This is a genomic window from Psychrobacillus sp. MER TA 171, from assembly GCF_023713305.1.
GTDB lineage: Bacteria > Bacillota > Bacilli > Bacillales_A > Planococcaceae > Psychrobacillus.
In genome coordinates this window covers 57708-74220 of record NZ_JAMAWN010000008.1, presented here as the reverse complement: position 1 = coordinate 74220, position 16513 = coordinate 57708, and the positions used below count along the sequence as shown (strand labels likewise).

At 36.7% G+C, this 16513-nt stretch carries 17 protein-coding genes; 11 read left to right on the top strand and 6 right to left on the bottom strand.

Annotated elements, in window-relative coordinates; all coding sequences use genetic code 11:
* Positions 1 to 226 precede the first annotated feature (226 nt).
* The 5 genes from M3627_RS09565 to M3627_RS09545 all read left to right on the top strand — a co-directional run bounded on the left by M3627_RS09565 (position 227) and on the right by M3627_RS09545 (position 6067).
* Positions 227 to 1468: an oxalate decarboxylase family bicupin gene (locus M3627_RS09565; RefSeq protein WP_251555269.1), complete on the top strand. Its 1242-nt coding sequence runs from the start codon at positions 227 to 229 to the stop codon at positions 1466 to 1468.
* A gap of 223 nt (positions 1469 to 1691) precedes the next feature.
* Complete coding sequence (locus tag M3627_RS09560) at positions 1692 to 2306, top strand: response regulator transcription factor (RefSeq protein ID WP_251555267.1); 615 nt, start codon at positions 1692 to 1694, stop codon at positions 2304 to 2306.
* A complete protein-coding gene (locus tag M3627_RS09555; RefSeq protein ID WP_251555489.1) occupies positions 2306 to 3274 on the top strand; it encodes a sensor histidine kinase in 969 nt (322 codons plus the stop codon). The genes M3627_RS09560 and M3627_RS09555 overlap by 1 nt, the downstream gene beginning before the upstream one ends.
* A gap of 80 nt (positions 3275 to 3354) precedes the next feature.
* Positions 3355 to 4116, top strand: a complete 762-nt coding sequence (locus M3627_RS09550) for an ABC transporter ATP-binding protein (RefSeq protein WP_251555265.1) — start codon at positions 3355 to 3357, stop codon at positions 4114 to 4116.
* Positions 4109 to 6067 (top strand): FtsX-like permease family protein, encoded by a 1959-nt coding sequence (locus M3627_RS09545; RefSeq protein WP_251555263.1) that lies wholly within the window; start codon positions 4109 to 4111, stop codon positions 6065 to 6067. The genes M3627_RS09550 and M3627_RS09545 overlap by 8 nt, the downstream gene beginning before the upstream one ends.
* 223 nt (positions 6068 to 6290) lie before the next feature.
* On the opposite strand, the gene M3627_RS09540 is transcribed toward M3627_RS09545, so the two are convergent.
* Positions 6291 to 6734 carry an NUDIX hydrolase gene (locus M3627_RS09540; RefSeq protein WP_251555258.1) on the bottom strand — a complete coding sequence of 148 codons (444 nt, stop codon included), beginning with the start codon at positions 6732 to 6734 and terminating at the stop codon, positions 6291 to 6293.
* Positions 6735 to 6871: 137 nt separating this feature from the next.
* On the opposite strand from M3627_RS09540, the gene M3627_RS09535 reads away from it, so the two are divergent.
* The 4 genes from M3627_RS09535 to M3627_RS09520 all read left to right on the top strand — a co-directional run bounded on the left by M3627_RS09535 (position 6872) and on the right by M3627_RS09520 (position 9516).
* Positions 6872 to 7960, top strand: a complete 1089-nt coding sequence (locus M3627_RS09535) for an AI-2E family transporter (RefSeq protein WP_169359258.1) — start codon at positions 6872 to 6874, stop codon at positions 7958 to 7960.
* Positions 7961 to 7971: 11 nt separating this feature from the next.
* On the top strand, positions 7972 to 8418 hold the full coding sequence (locus M3627_RS09530) for a PH domain-containing protein (protein ID WP_251555256.1): 447 nt from the start codon (positions 7972 to 7974) through the stop codon (positions 8416 to 8418).
* A gap of 9 nt (positions 8419 to 8427) precedes the next feature.
* A complete protein-coding gene (locus M3627_RS09525) occupies positions 8428 to 8817 on the top strand; it encodes a DnaJ family domain-containing protein (protein ID WP_251555254.1) in 390 nt (129 codons plus the stop codon).
* A gap of 144 nt (positions 8818 to 8961) precedes the next feature.
* Entirely contained in the window at positions 8962 to 9516 is a 555-nt protein-coding gene (locus tag M3627_RS09520) for a biotin transporter BioY (RefSeq protein ID WP_251555252.1), read from the top strand.
* Positions 9517 to 9577: 61 nt separating this feature from the next.
* On the opposite strand, the gene M3627_RS09515 is transcribed toward M3627_RS09520, so the two are convergent.
* Entirely contained in the window at positions 9578 to 9790 is a 213-nt protein-coding gene (locus tag M3627_RS09515) for a hypothetical protein (protein ID WP_169359254.1), read from the bottom strand.
* Positions 9780 to 10094: a DUF3243 domain-containing protein gene (locus M3627_RS09510; protein WP_169359253.1), complete on the bottom strand. Its 315-nt coding sequence runs from the start codon at positions 10092 to 10094 to the stop codon at positions 9780 to 9782. The genes M3627_RS09515 and M3627_RS09510 overlap by 11 nt, the downstream gene beginning before the upstream one ends.
* Positions 10095 to 11019: 925 nt before the next feature.
* Here M3627_RS09510 and M3627_RS09505 point away from each other — a divergent pair.
* Entirely contained in the window at positions 11020 to 11367 is a 348-nt protein-coding gene (locus M3627_RS09505) for a DUF6054 family protein (protein WP_169359251.1), read from the top strand.
* Between the two features lie 147 nt (positions 11368 to 11514).
* Positions 11515 to 13671 carry a YhgE/Pip domain-containing protein gene (locus M3627_RS09500; RefSeq protein ID WP_251555250.1) on the top strand — a complete coding sequence of 719 codons (2157 nt, stop codon included), beginning with the start codon at positions 11515 to 11517 and terminating at the stop codon, positions 13669 to 13671.
* Between the two features lie 70 nt (positions 13672 to 13741).
* On the opposite strand, the gene pepT is transcribed toward M3627_RS09500, so the two are convergent.
* From pepT to M3627_RS09485, 3 genes are all read right to left on the bottom strand, one after another.
* Positions 13742 to 14968 carry a peptidase T gene (pepT, locus tag M3627_RS09495; RefSeq protein ID WP_251555248.1) on the bottom strand — a complete coding sequence of 409 codons (1227 nt, stop codon included), beginning with the start codon at positions 14966 to 14968 and terminating at the stop codon, positions 13742 to 13744.
* Between the two features lie 33 nt (positions 14969 to 15001).
* Positions 15002 to 15655: a lysoplasmalogenase gene (locus M3627_RS09490; protein ID WP_251555246.1), complete on the bottom strand. Its 654-nt coding sequence runs from the start codon at positions 15653 to 15655 to the stop codon at positions 15002 to 15004.
* Between the two features lie 448 nt (positions 15656 to 16103).
* A complete protein-coding gene (locus M3627_RS09485; protein WP_169359247.1) occupies positions 16104 to 16508 on the bottom strand; it encodes an RDD family protein in 405 nt (134 codons plus the stop codon).
* Between the last annotated feature and the right edge of the window lie 5 nt (positions 16509 to 16513).

The window sequence follows — 16513 nt, the reverse complement described above, 5'->3', positions numbered from 1 at the left end:
TAGCAAAAGTTCCACCGAAAATAACAATCATTGTTAGCGATAATTGAATAAAATAGGTATTAATTTTAATAATCAATTCCCCCAGCAACATACTTTTTAATATTTTAACATAAATATCCAATTCAAAAGGTTATCAACTTATTTTTCGAACAACCGACAAGCGAGCGTTATTATCATTTCCTTACTAGGTTTACTTCCTATCTTTATGTAAATAACTCATTCCCATATGATTTCATATAGTAAATGGTATGTAGATGAAGGAGTGAAGAACCTGAGCAATAATAACTTTAACTATGAGGATTTGTTAAGATGTATTCCACCGCAGGATATTCCACAGCCGATTAGAGAGTCGGACGGTGCAGGTGGAACAGACCTGGGTCCAAGAGATATTATCCGTGCAATTGAAAATCCTAATATGCTTGTGCCTCCAGTAACCGACGCCGGAACCGTACCAAATTTAACGTTTTCGTTTTCCGATACAAATATGACATTGAAGCCAGGCGGGTGGTCTAGGGAGATCACGGCTCGTGAATTGCCGGTAGCAACCACTCTTGCTGGGGTGAATATGAGGCTAACTCCAGGAGGCGTTCGTGAACTACATTGGCATAAGGAAGTGGAATGGTCTTATATGCTAGCGGGTAGAGCAAGGATCACAGCTGTAGATGAAAATGGAAAAAACTTTATAGCTGACGTAGGGCCAGGGGATATCTGGTACTTCCCGCCTGGGATTCCCCATTCTATTCAAGGGCTAGAGGAAGGCTGCGAGTTCCTATTGGTTTTTGACAACGGGAATTTTTCTGATTTAGATACATTTACTATTTCTGATTGGTTTGCCCATACTCCAAAAGAGGTACTGTCTGCTAACTTTGGTCTTCCAGAAGAAGCCTTCAGAGACATACCAAAAACCGAAAAGTATATTTATCAATCTACCGTACCAGGTCCCATCAGTGAAGTAGAGCCTCTTAGTCCTTTTGGAACAAGGAAATTTTCACATTCATTATTAGGACAAAAACCGATTACCTCACCGGGGGGCTCGGTTAGAGTGGTAGATTCTAGAAATTTCCCCGTTTCTCAGCTTATATCAGCAGCATTAGTTGAAATCCTCCCTGGAGCAATGCGAGAGCTTCATTGGCATCCTAATAATGATGAATTTCAATATTTTCTCACAGGTCAAGGTAGAATGACTGGTTATGCTGCAGATGGAACAGCACGAACCTTTGATGTTCGCTCAGGTAACGTAGGGTATATGCCATTTTGCTATGGTCATTATATCCAAAACACAGGTACGACACCTTTGTGGTATTTGGAAATTTTTAAATCACCGATTTACCAAGATGTGTCTCTTACCCAATGGATGGCTTTAACACCTCCGCAAATTGTTAAGACTAATTTAAATGTAGGCAATGAAGTTATTTCATCTCTACGTAAAACAAAATGGGAGGTGGTAAGGTTTCCTGGGTTTGAATAGCTATAGACATTGACATTAGAAGTCCCCTACAGAATAAAGGTTATGTTTTAAAAAATATACTAACATTAGAAGCACAAACCACGGTTGGATTTGTAAACTAATGTTAGTGTGTTTTTTAATTTCATAGTATTTTGGTGTTCTTCCTATTTTATGATTAAACTATACTTATTAGTGAATTTTTAACTTTATACACGATAATAATGGAACCTGAAGGGGCTAAGGCATGTACAAGATTTTAGTTATAGAAGACGATCAAACAATATATGAAGAGTTAAAAATGTTGTTACGAGTTCATGGGTACGAGCCGGTGGATGCATTGCCTTGTGATTTGGTGCTACTTGATATTAATTTACCAGGGGAAAATGGTTTCGAAATATGTCGAAGGATTCGCGAGACGTCAGACATTCCCATCATTTTTTTGACGGCGAGAGATTCAAATGAGGATGAATTAATTGGTTTTGGTGTTGGAGCGGATGATTATATTCGAAAGCCTTATAATACATCGATCTTACTTGCTCGTATTGCAAGACTCCTAGCACGTAAGGTGTCTACTACTAGTGAAGAGGTTAGAGGACTTTCACTGGAGATAGCCAATTTAAAAGCCAGCTTTAAGGGACAATCTATAGAGCTGACGAAAAATGAAACGCGCATTTTAGCAAGTCTTATGAAAAAGGAGCTCATAACTCGGGAAGAAATTATTGAGGAGTTATGGAATGATAGTCTATATATCGATGAGAATACACTTTACGTCAATATTAATCGTTTAAGGGATAAATTAAAACAAATAGGAGCAGTAGAATTTATTAAAACAGTACGAGGTGTGGGGTATCGCCTTTGATGAAACAATTTTTACTAGACCGTATTATTACGATTGGATGTCTACTCATTGCTTTTATTTTTATGCTTATTTTTTTAGTGATGCTTGAAATACCGACATTATCAATTGTAACATTGGGCACTTTTTATCTTCTGTTATGTGGTACTTGGCTTGCTGTAAATTTTATCACAATTAAAAATAAGCTAAGACGTTTGGAACGATTACTCCGGCAGGTGGAGCAGCCTTATTTAGTAGGAGAAGTACTACCAACTCCGTACTCATTTACCGAGCAACAATATTTTGACATTATGCGTATTATATCGCAGGATGCTATTTCTCGTGTAGAGCAAGCAAATCGAGAGGCAAAGGAGTATAAAGAATTTGTGGAACAATGGATTCATGAGCTGAAGACGCCACTTACGGCAATGAACTTAGTCTTAGCGAATGATGCTGATATCCGTAAGCTACGTCGGGAACTGAAGCGGTTGAATAATTTGACGGATCATATTTTACATTTTGCAAGGCTGCAATCACTTGAAAAGGATAAGCAGCTAGCACCTTTTCAATTAGGACAGTTACTAAATCAAGCGGTAAAAAATCAAATGGATTTACTCATTGCAGCTAAAATTAGAGTATCAGTGGATGGGGAAGCGATCATTTTTAGTGACCAAAAAGCACTACAGTTTATCGTGAACCAGTTTTTAATTAATAGCGCAAAGTATAGTCCAAGCAGTCAAGTGAAGATGCAGATTTCTGAAAAAGCCTTAGTATATGAGGATAATGGTATTGGTATACCCAAGCAAGAATTACCCCGGATTTTTGATCGTGGCTACACAGGGACAAATGGAAGAAATTTCGGGACAAGTACCGGAATAGGGTTATATATTGTCTCCAAAATGTGTGACGAATTGCATATCCGACTTACCGTACAATCTGAGGTTGGACAATTTACACGCTTTACACTGGAGTTTCCTTCAAATCTAACGTAAATGTAAGATTACATGCTGTTACCGTTAGATAACATGAGATCTTAATATGCTAAGCTAGATTTAAAACGGGGGAAGATCGAATGAAGGTTTTATTAAAAGTAGAAGATGTAACGAAATATTACGGAACAGGTCAAGTGGTTACTAAGGCTTTAGATGGTATTTCTTTTGACGTGGCAAAAGGTGACTTTGTGGCAATCATGGGTGCTTCCGGCTCCGGAAAAAGTACTTTACTAAATTGTATTTCAACAATCGACCGTGTCAGCGCAGGGAAAATCATTTTAGAGGGAGACGTAATTTCTTCTAAAAAAGAGGATGAACTAGCGCATTATAGACGTGACAAACTGGGCTTTATCTTTCAGGATTATAATCTACTGGATACCTTAACAGTAGAAGAAAATATTACGTTACCTTTGAATTTACAAGGGGTTGCTCATAAAAAATCATCTGTTTTATGCAGGCAAATTACCGAGCAACTAGCTATTTCAGAACAGCTGAATAAGTTTCCGGTTGAGCTATCAGGTGGTCAACGTCAACGAGTTGCTTGTGCACGAGCATTGATAACAAAACCTAGCGTTATTTTGGCGGATGAGCCAACTGGCGCACTTGATTCGATAAATTCGAAGAAGCTAATGGGCACACTGGTAATGATGAATGAGGAAATGCAGTCGACTATTTTAATGGTCACGCATGATCCACTCGTAGGGTCTTACGCCAAGCGGGTACTATTTTTAAAAGATGGTAAGCTATGGAATGAACTGTATAAAGGGGATAAATCCAATAGAGTGATACACGAAGAAATTTTAGCAACAATGGCGCTGCTTGGAGGTGAAGGGCTTGTATAAAACATTAGCTTTTCGCAATATGAAGCGTCAGTTACGCAATTATTTAATTTATTTTGTGACAATTTCAATGACGATTTCACTCGTCTTTGCAATGAATAATATGATTTATAATAAGGATTTGCAGGAACGTGCGAATTCGTTTGCGTCACTTTCCGTAGGTTTATTAGTATTGTCTGGCTTTTTGTGTGTCATCATCGCAGTGGTTCTTGGTTATGCGAATGCGTTTATGCTAAAGTTACGCAAACGAGAATTTGGTACATATTTAACTCTTGGTATGAAACGGCATCACATTGTGAAATTATTTCTAATTGAAAATAGCTTTCTTGGTATTTTTGCTATTTTGACAGGATTTATATTTGGTTCTTTATTGTATCAAGGACTCATGCTATTGATGTCAAAGCTTCTAGAATTTGAGTTCGCATTTTCGCTTGTATCGGTTAAAGGTGTTATTGTCACGTTTGTGATGACTGTAGCTATTTTTATTGTGACATTTATCGCATCGAGTGTTTATTTAAAACGTGTCACAATTTTTGAGCTCATTCATGGGGAAAAGAAAGTAAATAAAGTACAAAGCATACCCGTGATCTCAAGTATAGTAACAGTCATTTCAGCTATAGCTATCGTGTATGCTTTTTATCAATTTTCCATTCATTTAGAAGGTGTATTCCTGGACAATTCAGATAGCGCTATAGGTTTACTGTTAATGATTGTGTTGTTAGCTATCTCGATTATTACATTCCATTTTGGGCTAGGGAAAAGCTTAATTTATATCCTATTAAAAAGCAAAGAGCTACGCCAAAAAGGAACAAATCAATTTGTCCTTCGCCAGTTAAGTGCCACTTTAGGTACCAATGCGATTTTACTGGGATTACTTGCATTTTTGATGACCTTTGCAATTATTGCAGCAAATACAGGCTTTTTGTATAAGGCAGTCGAAGAGGAAAATATAGCTACACGCTATCCATTTGATGTAATGGGGAATGCAGAGTTGGGGGTTGTTCCACCAGTTTCAATTGCACAGGCAAAACAGGAAATTGAAAAACTTACAGAAATTGAACGATATATTGAAACGCCATTCTTTTCTACTGAAAAAGTGGATTTTCTTAAGCAAACTTCTTGGTATGATGAAGAATTTACGGATAAAGATGTATATGTGCGCGAGTCAGATTTAAATAAACTGCTTAAAGCTATTGGAGAAGAGCCGATTACGTTAAAAAATGAATTTGCGATATATTCTGATATGACTGCAATAGAAAGCTATGATTTTTCTAAACAAACGGTCCAATCCAATGGAAAGTCGTACACATTTAGTCATCTGGAGACACAATTGCCTGCTTTTGTTTGGGCATACTTTGTCATAGTGGTTCCAGATGAAGTAATAGAAGGCATGAAGCAAGTCCAAACAGCTTATGCGATGGATTTAAAAGCTGTTGATTTTGATCCAAACGTTTTGCACGAGAAGTTGTCTTATCTAGAACCGGTAGAAAATTTCTTTGTTCAACGTAGTGATTATCGTGTTCAAAGCTATGAGCGCTTGTCTAGTATGGCATTTTCAGCAATCTTAATTGTGAGCGCATTATACTTAGGCTTTGTGTTTATCTTACTTGTGATGGCCATTCTAGCACTGAAGACATTATCAAACATAAGTGACGACATAAAAAAATATAATATTTTATATAGAATTGGAGTGTCGAAATCATTCCAAACAACTACACTTGCTAAACAAATTTCTAGCTTTTTTGCATTTCCTATTATTGTGCCTGTCGTTATAGCGATTCCAGTGGCGATGATTTCAGAGAAATTTATTCATTTACTAGGATTTGAAGAGCAGTTAAGCATGACTTATTTATTGCTTATTATAGTTGCGGTCATTGTTCTGATTTATATCATTTACTTCATTGTGACATTTTCGATTACGAAAAAGCATGTATTAGATGGTGAGGTAAAATAAAAAACCAGGTGTCTGCTGTTACATAAACAGTAGACGTCTGGTTTCTATTTTATGTTTAGGGTATAGAGTTAGATAGTTAAGGCTATAAAATTCGGTTACTGTGTATTTATATTAAATAGGAATGATAATCTAATTTTTTAGTAATACTAATTTTATTAATGTTTTATTCATCATTCATTAAGTGTTTAATTGCTTTAATGTTGCTAAGGAGCAAATATACTTCTTAATCCAATAACTCGTCTTCTATAAAGGTACGATAAGATGCTAGGATACCATCTGGTAAGTTATTTGGTGGAAAAAATTGAAGTGAGATAGATTCTAATTCATCCGGTGTAAGTAGGCCTTCATATTCATAGGTTTTGTAAACGATAGTAACCGAATAAAAGGTATCACCATTTGGATTTTCTATATAATAATCAGGACCTGAGTAAACTTGGCAAAGTGTCAGTTTTCCAATACGCAAGCCGGTCTCCTCTAAAACCTCTCGATGTGCAGTGTCTTCCAGGCTTTCGCCAAGCTCCATTAATCCTCCAGGCAGACCATAAATGCCAGGTGCTCTTTCTTGAAGTAACACTTCGTTTTGTTCATTTAGTATTAGCACAACTGAACCAGGCAGTATGAGTGGCTGATGCCCAACATATTGGCGCAATTTTTTATAGTATTCCAAGAGTCTCCCCCTATTCAAGTTAAGAATTATTAACAGTTTACTATAAAAATGGTACGATACGTATAATGATGAAACTTACCTTATGATAATTCGTATATAAGATTATGTTAAACCTACATGGAGGATGTGAAAGTTAGTTGACTAAAAAGCTTTGGTTCCAGGTTGGAACCGCAATATTATTTACTTTATTAATTATTTTTATGTTTATGCAGGTTAAATCGATCTTTTCCCCTTTTCTGACAATTGCCCAGGCTATTTTTATGCCGCTGTTATTGGGTGGGGTATTATTCTATTTATCCAGACCACTTCAAAAATGGCTAGAATCGAAAAAATTTCCACGATGGGCTAGTATTATATCAGTATTTGTTGTAATTGGTCTCCTTATTTGGGGATTCATTGCATTATTAAGTCCTGTCCTAACAAAACAGGTGAATGCGTTGGTAGATAATACACCTGAGATGGTAGAAGAGGTAGAGGAATTTGTTAATTATTCCATTTCCCAGAGAAAAAAATTTGGTGAACTGCCAGAGGCAATTCAAACTACGATAGATAGTGCAAGTGGAAAAATAGAAACGATAGCAGTATCTGCAGGCGGTTTGATAGTTAAGTTCGTCCAGAATGTATTCCAAGGAGTATTTTTATTGGTGCTTGTCCCATTCTTCCTGGTCTATATGCTGAAGGATCATGAAAAATTTGTCCCTTTCATTACACAGTTTTTTAAGGGGGAAAAGAAAAAGTTTATACGTAAAACCTTATCTGATATAGATGATACTCTTCGCTCATACGTTCAAGGACAATTATTCGTGAGTTTTTTAGTGGGAGTAATGTTATTCATTGGATATACAGCAATTGGTCTTGAATATGCCTTACTACTAGCGCTATTTGGGATGATTATGAATGTTATTCCATTCTTAGGGCCATATATATCCCTAGTTCCTGCAGTTATAATTGCTTTAATTCAAGAGCCTAAACTAGCTATCTACGTAGCGATTATAATGCTTGTAGCTCAGCAAATTGAAAGTAACTTCATTACTCCAAACGTGATGGGGAAATCCTTGGATATTCATCCACTAACGGTTATTACAATCATTTTAGCAGCTGGAAATATTGCAGGTTTAATGGGAATCATTTTAGGGGTTCCAACCTATGCAGTTATTAAAGCTATTTTAAAGAATATATACGCACATAGGGAAGGGATTAAGGATACAGCCACGAAATCTGTCTAGGAGGGGATGGAATGACCTTTAAATCTAAAATTGATAAAACCTTTGCTTATTTTATAGGAGTAGCAATTTTTATAATAGCACTTGCTACTCTTGTACCTGCCTTATATGAAATCTTTTCAGATGATGTAGATGTAAAAGCAGTGGTTATTATCAGTATTCTATTTATCATGTGTGTTGGATTTATTTTGTGGATAATCTTTGATATTGAGTATTCTTTTAGGGAGAAGTACTTATTTATTAAAGGAGGGCCGTTTAAAAGTAAAATTCCTTATGAGGATATAACGAAAGTCAATAAAACATCTCAAATTTTAGCTGGTTATCGAATTCTATCTTCTAAGGATGCGTTGGAAATTCATTATAAAAAAGCAGTGCTTGGAAGTGTCATTATCTCACCTAGCGAACAGCAGAAATTTTTAAGAATTTTGTCTGAAAAAGCACCACACATCTCTATGAAATGAGGTTTGATGATGGATAAGGACGATTATACACCGCCGGTTAACGATTTAATGGGTGATATTCTTAGGAACTATGAAAAGTCTGGAGGCATGGATCGTATCAAGGGAATGGGTCAACCGATCTCGGATGAATATTTCTCAGGAGACATTTTTCAGCACTTTCAAAAGATAGCCAAGGATGCGGGGTACAAACCACACTGGCTGAAGCTACAGCATGAAATTCGTGATGAGTTACAGGATATAGCGTCTAACTATACACTTGGTCTTAAAGAAGGTCTCCATTTTCGAATTACTAAAGTAAATGAAAAAATTATGGCTTATAACAAGTCATGTCCACCTCCTATGCAAAAGAGTACGGTACGATTAGAATCAGTAGAAAATGCAGTGAGTCGTTGGTTGTAAGCATTGCTAGACAGACTTGCTTCAAATATTATAAGAAACCGAGAATCATCCTTCGGTTTCTTTTTTTTATTTTGTTCTCTTTTACCTAACTTTGTGTTAACCTATATTTATAAGAGGTTAACACAAATAAAAGGGGAAAAAATTATGAGAAATGAACGTTTGAAAATGATGATTACTGCTGCTATCTTTGCTGGCATTATTGCCGTAGCGGCTCAGATCATGATCGCTATACCACCTGTACCATTTTCACTCTTAACGATTGCTGTTATGTTAACAGCTACTATTTTACCTAAAGAGTATGCGTGTCTTGCCATTATCATCTATATATTACTTGGCCTCGGTGGGATACCTGTTTTTGCTGGTATGACGGGAGGACCAGGCATATTACTCGGTCCAACAGGAGGATATATTTTAGCTACGCTACCAGCTGTGATATGTATAAGTTTTTTGTTAGACCTGTTTGGTCATAACAAATTTGTAGCTATTGGAGCCAATATGCTCAGTGTAGTCATTATTCTATCTATCGGTATGGTTTGGCTAAAAATGGTTTCCGGTATTTCATGGGAGGGAGCCTTCAAGGGTGGATTGTTAATTTTTCTTATTCCTGATTTAGTAAAATCTATAGTTGCAGCACTAGTAGGAGTGGTTATTAGACGTCGTTTGGTTCAAGCTAAATTGATTAGGGCTACTCCTCTTTAATATAAAAAGAATGCTCCAAGGGGAAAGGAGCATTCTTTTTTATTTCCAGGTTGGAGAAACATCATCTAGGAGGAAATCGTTCTTCGCTAGAAGAACGGTTTTTCGTGTGGGTATGATCTCTTTCGTCTTGAACTTGAATGTTCAAATCCTCTACAGAGATTGCATCAACAGTTTGCATATCCTCATGCATATCGAACAGGCTGACTTTAGTCGTCTTAACCCTATCAGGATTGTCTAATAAACGACCATCTGCCTCTTCTCGTTTATCCTTCATGTTTCGTAAGTTTTAAAAGCATTTGGCTAAGTGCTTGCTTCTCATCTTTGTCAGCAGTTTTCCATAGTTGCTGTAAAAGATGTTCTTCACGGTTTCTAGGTTCTTCGTGCGCTGCAAGATAACCTGCGACTTTCTCGGTTGCTTTTGCAAGGGTCTCATCACTTAAACCCATTTTTTCACCCATTTTAACTTTGTCAGCTAGATAATCCTTAAATGTAGTAAAGCTTTTTAGGATATTATTTTTTTCGTCTGTACTGAAGCTTTCTAATGCTACTTCCACTTGTTTGTCTATTTTTCGATCCATTCTTTCTCACTCCTTTTTTTTGGGGATTGTTATTAGCTATTCCCGAAGCTAAAAGGAATATGCATTTTAGTTTTACAATAAAGTTATTGGCAAACGAGTAGAAGGGGAGTACAACGAACAAACCTCTATTCAAAGGTGTGTAACTTCGATTTCCTCACTGGCGAACGCTTTCTATGGGAAAGAAAGAAGCATTCACCCCATTAATCGACTGCCAAAACAATTAGTAAGTAAAACTTAACTTGGGTAAGTAAAAAATTACATTAATAAAAATGGTTGACACACTAATTGAAAATGATTATCATTATCGTATAGAGCTTACTCAATAGAGAAGGTTCTTACCAGCAACTTTTCTCCAAAGTACAGCTGAGTATTTATTACGACTTAACCCCCTCAACGTTAAGTTCGTCCCTTGTAAAGCGGCATCCGCATGGATGCCGCTTTTTTATGAGATAAAACAAGGCTACGAGGTAACTATCAATAAATAGAGAGCGTCCGCTGTAACGGAGAACAGCCTACAGGTATTGGAATAGGAATATTTGGTGGACGAACCTATATTTTTATAAAAGTTTAAAAAGAAATAATCGTGGAAAATTTAAAATAGGAAAAATTAAATAATTGATAGTATGAAATTATTATGTGTAATTTATCAGTCATTATTAATAATATACAAAAATAAGGATTTACAAATTTATCACATGTATTTATTGAGACTTCGGCGGCCATTCTAAATGGGAATTATCTTCTCTGTACATCCAATCAATTGGGACATGCATCAGATGTGCTCCCATGCAAAAAAGAGCATATAGCATAAGGTAAAATCGTTTAAGAATCTTGCGTTGTACCAATTATTAATCATGTAATAATGCCTTGTGACATGGAACTTTTTAACTTCCGCACCGTAGAAGTTAGAAAGGGGGCGGTTATTATGAAAGACGTGCGAGATTTTTATGTGGATATTACACCTATTGAGGCATTAAGGGTAATAGAACAATCAATTGTCACAGGATCTATATCTGGTAAGGTGTTAGACGTATATAAGCGCTCTGTAGGAGACCAAGAGATAGTTGTTTGTGTAATAGAAAAATTCTATTATCGAACAAGTAATAGAGCATCTTTAACTATCACATTAGACAATTTGGAGGAATTTACCAAGGTTCATGCAGTAGCCTCTGGTGGTGGGGCAGGAGCATTTATGCGTTTTGATTGGGGAGCTGGCGGTAATTTTGTAGAGAGTGTAAGCCGTGCTTTGGATCAGTATATTGTTGAACAGTGAAATTTTGATAATTTTTGTCTAAAATTACTATTTAACAAAAATAATGAAAAATCTAAAAATTTAAAATATAATTAATGTAGGAATAAAAATGAATGAGTATTCATTTTTTGTTTCTACATTTTTTTAATTTAAAATAGGGGGTTATGTATGGGTGCGTTCAAATTGTTGGGCGTGGAATTATCCAAGCTAACAGAGAAAAAAGGGGTATTATTTTCACTCATTGGAGTTTTGCTAATTCCAATTGTCTATGCAGCAGTGTTGTTATCTGCTACATGGGATCCGTATGACAATCTAGATAATTTACCTGTAGCGTTTGTTAATAATGATGCAGGTGCTGAATCAGGGGGAGCCCCAATAAACGTGGGGAATGATTTAGTGGCAGATTTGAAGCAAAATCCAGCATTAGGATGGGATTTTGTATCGAAAGAGGAAGCCGAAAAAGGACTCAAGAGTCAGAAGTATTATATGACGATTGAGATTCCAGAGGACTTTTCTAGCAAGGTAACAACCGTGCTAGATGCTAATCCACAGGTAGCAGAAATAATTTATACACAAAATGAAGGCTTGAACTTCATGGCTTCACAGGTGACGAAAAGTGCTACAGAAAAAATTCGTGAACAGCTAGGAAACAAAATTACGGAAACCTACACCAAAACATTATTCGCACGATTTGGTGATATTTCTAATGGATTTGCTTCCGGTGCTGATGGTTCTAACAAATTGTATGAGGGTACAACAAGTCTTTCGGCAGGTACAAGTCAACTGCTACAATCTTTAAACGAAAAATCAGGAGATGTTCAGAAGCTTGCAGTTGGAGCTAAAACTGCTGAGGATGGAGCTAGCCAATTACTTAGCTCGATTAAAAGCGGAGAGAATGACATTAAAAAGCTGGCTGCAGGATCAAAAGAGGTTGTGCAAGGCTTAGATTCTCTAAAAGCTGGATCTGACCAGGTATTGAATGGTTTAAAGACTGTTAACACAGGCAGTTCCACATTATCTGCAGGCTTAGAAAAACAGTTGAAACCAGGGGCAGAGCAGTTAGCAGGTGGAATTGCTAAAGTGACAGAATCTACGAAAACGCTTTCAGGAGGATCTCAAAATCTTACGGAAGGCTTGAAGGGTTATTTAGCAAAACATCCTGAGCTTGCAAAAGATGTGGAATTTATGACGCTTGTAGGTACAAGTGATGCAATTTCAAAAGGTCTCACTCAATTTGATCAGCAAGTTCAACCATTAAAGCAGGGTGCTGACGCTTTAGTTGCTGGAGCGACTCAGCTTACCACAGGGTCTAAGCAGCTGAATGCTGGGATCAATCAACTTGTAGAAGGACAAACGGCAGCTAATGCTGGGATCAATCGACTTAAAACAGGAGCAAATCAAGTGGCTAATGGGAATGCCACTGTTGCAAGTTCTTGGACGAAGATTGGCAATGCAGTTACTGATTTAAAGGCAGGGCTTACACAAATTAGTGATGGTAACCAAACTGTAGCAGTTGGTTGGGAGACAATGACTTTAGGGGTAACATCACTAAACGATGGTGCAAATCAATTGCAATCTGGAAGCCAAGAGCTTCAAACTGGCTTAGCAGGTGGAGCGGAACAAGTAAATGGTATTCAGGTGAGTGAAGCTAATATAGCTAAATTCTCTAATCCGGTTAGTTTTAAGGGGGAGACGGTGAACAGCTATAATTATTACCGTGATTCTACAGCCCCATATATTATTTCTTTAGCTTTATTTGTTGGAATTTTAATCTTATCTTTTATCGTTGATTTCAAAAGACCAGTTACTTTGCCAGGTTCATTATTTAGCTGGTATGCAAGTAAACTTATGCAGCTTTCATTATTTGCAGTTGCTCAAGGTTTATTAGTATCTTTATTTTCATTATTCTTCTTGAAACTTCAGGTTACTAATGCGGGATTATTTATACTGTTTACTGTTTTTGTAAGTCTAGCGTTTATGTCTATTGTATTCTTCTTGATAGCATTAGGAGGTAATATTGGTCGATTTATTGCTCTTGCATTCATCGTTCTTCAATTATCTACAACAGGCTCGAACCTACCAATACCTATGTTACCGGAGAACTTACAAGCGCTTAGTAAATTCTTACCGCTAACGTATTCTAATGCAGGGCTTAAATCCGTTATTTCTTTAGGAGATCCAGGGTTTATGCTGGCAAATGGTTTTGTACTTCTAATTTGCTTAGTGGCATTCCTTGTACTGACATTTATCGTATTTGCTGTCAGCTACAAGCATGTATCTCGCTACATTGCAGAAAGAAATCCAGTAACAGAAGCTACAGTGTAATAAGATATGCTAAAACGGTAAAAGAGACACTCGCTAAATATGGCAAGTGTCTCTTTTATCTATAGCTTAGTTATGCTTTATTTTCAAAGGTTTGAATAATCCCTTTCATTACTTCTGTAGCTTTTTCCATTGCATTTATAGAGATATACTCATATTTCCCATGATAGTTTTCTCCACCTGTAAAGATGTTTGGTGTTGGCATACCCATGAAGGAAAGCTGAGAGCCATCTGTCCCGCCACGGATAGGGATAATTAATGGTTCTATGTCTAAAGAAATCATAACATCCTTAGCAATATCTACAATTTCCATAACAGGTGTAATTTTTTCACCCATATTATAATATTGATCTCTTACATCCACCACGATTGCGTGTTCTCCGTATTCAGCTTTAAATTTTTCTGCAACATCTAGAAACAGTTGTTTTTTAGCTTCGAATTTTTGGCGGTCGTGATCACGAATAATGTAGCCTAGCTCTGATTTTTCTACATCCCCGTTGAAGGACATCAAGTGAATAAAACCTTCGTCCCCACTAGTTTTTTCTGGAACTTCATCCACAGGCATATGGGATTGGAATTTAGTTGCCATCGTAATGGAGTTCACCATTTTTCCTTTAGCAGAGCCAGGATGTACACTTTTCCCATGGGTAGTAACTTTAACACTAGCAGCGTTAAAGCTCTCATATTGCAGTTCTCCAAGTGGACCTCCGTCCATTGTGTACGCGTATTTAGCTCCGAATGTTTCTACATCAAATTTATGTGGTCCGCGACCTATTTCCTCGTCAGGCGTAAAGGCCACACGAATTTTCCCGTGTTTTACTTCGGGGTTTTGAAGGAAGTATTCCATAGCAGTCATGATAATAGCTATACCTGCTTTGTTGTCAGCTCCTAATAAGGTCGATCCATCTGTAGTCATTAGTGTTTGACCAACGTACTTTGTTAATTCAGGGAAGTCTGCAATTGACATAACAGTATTCTTATTCAGTTGAATGTCTCGTCCGTCATAGCTTTCAATTAGCTGAGGATTTACATTTTTTCCTGTGTAATCTGTTGCTGTATCCACATGTGCCAAGAAGCCGATTGTAGGTACTTCCTTATTTGTGTTAGCTGGTAGAGAGGCAAACAAGTATCCATTATCATCTAATGTGATCTCTTCCATCCCAAGTTCTGCTAATTCCTTCTCCAATAAATGAAGTAAGTCCCACTGACCTTCAGTAGAAGGACAAGAAGAGCTAGCGGCATTGGATTGTGTATCTATTTTAGCGTATCTAGTTAATCGATCGATAAGAATTTCTTTCATGATAAAATCTCCTCCAATATGCAAAGCATATATTTATTTTAACAGATTATTCCGTGTTGAGGAATAATGCGAAAATATACTGTATGAGAAGAGAAATTGTGCACCATAGTAGGAGAGCATTACAAGTGCATGCTCATAAGGGATAGCTACTATAAACTTATTAATCGCTAGGATGGAATCAGAGAATATAAATAAGATGGCACCAATTATGGCGAACCTATTACCTGTCTGTAATGCATGCCAGCCCATAGTTAAAATAACACCTATATACAGAACAACAGCAACTACTAAAACAAATTCTCCTTCAGTCCATAAGGTGCCTGCAATCCAAATAATCATAATAAGCCCATAAAGAAGTAACAAAGCTGCTGCCCACTTAGGGATTGTGTTTTTCTTTATTCTTCTGAACGCAAAAATATAAACGATATGTCCTATTAAAAATGTGATGAGACCAATAATAAACCAATAAATTAGTCCGTCTGCTAGCATACATATAAATAATCCTAATATGATAAGTGTCTTGTAGCTCTTGGGTAAACCAGGTGGTTGAACACTTGCAAAAAGAATAATAAGCAGCATAGGAATAAGTTTGAACGTTATTTTAATACCAACCGGATCATGAGGTATCAAAAATATATAAATAATTCCCATAATCGCAATTGTAATTGCTAATATTTTACTTGACATAATAACACCCCTTTATACTTACATTCGTTATCTTCTATGAATTACCTGCTATTGTATGAGAGTATAGGCTAAAAAATGTTATTAAAAATAGACTATGTTAAAGGTTAGGGTTGATCTATGATGCAAAAAGATCTTAGATCAGAGAGTAGAATTGATTTTTCGCCCCAGCCGGACGCTTTCCTCGGGGTGAGCGATAAGCCATCACCTAACGCTTATGCGCGTGGTTGTGATGTGCCACTTGAAAGTTCCTTGTTTATGTTTGCAGTCACTATTAAAAAGAATTGTTAGTCCAAAATCAACCAATAACTTTAACAAAGCTTTAAAAAATAAGGATAGATAAAAGAAGATGGTCGTGAAGAGAATCACGACCATCTTTTTTACTTTTCATTAGTGTCAAAAACACAGTAGGGATGAGAGGAAGCAAGATCCTGCTGGTTAAGTTAACTGCTCATGAATAAGGCGAATCATGAGTTACATAAGTACCAGCTATAAAATCATGAAGGGATCTCTTATCCTCGCGTAAACCGACCATAAAACAGCTCACAATTAGACCAATACCCAAAGTTATCCCATAGACAATTCCTGCTATTATAACTCTTTTTACCATCGTCCAAACGTCTACACTAGACCCGTCTACTTTAACGATTCGTACTCCCACAATTCGTTTGCCTATTGTGTATCCTGCCCATAAAATAGGCAAGATAAAAGTATAAAAGTTTTGTCCTATGGTCGTAAACCAAGTATCACTTTCTCCGAACAAAAGTAAGCTAATAATTGCCAATGGTATACCGATAATAATTCCATCTAATAGACCTGCCCCAACTCTTATCCAAAAACCTGCTGGGTTAATCATAACTT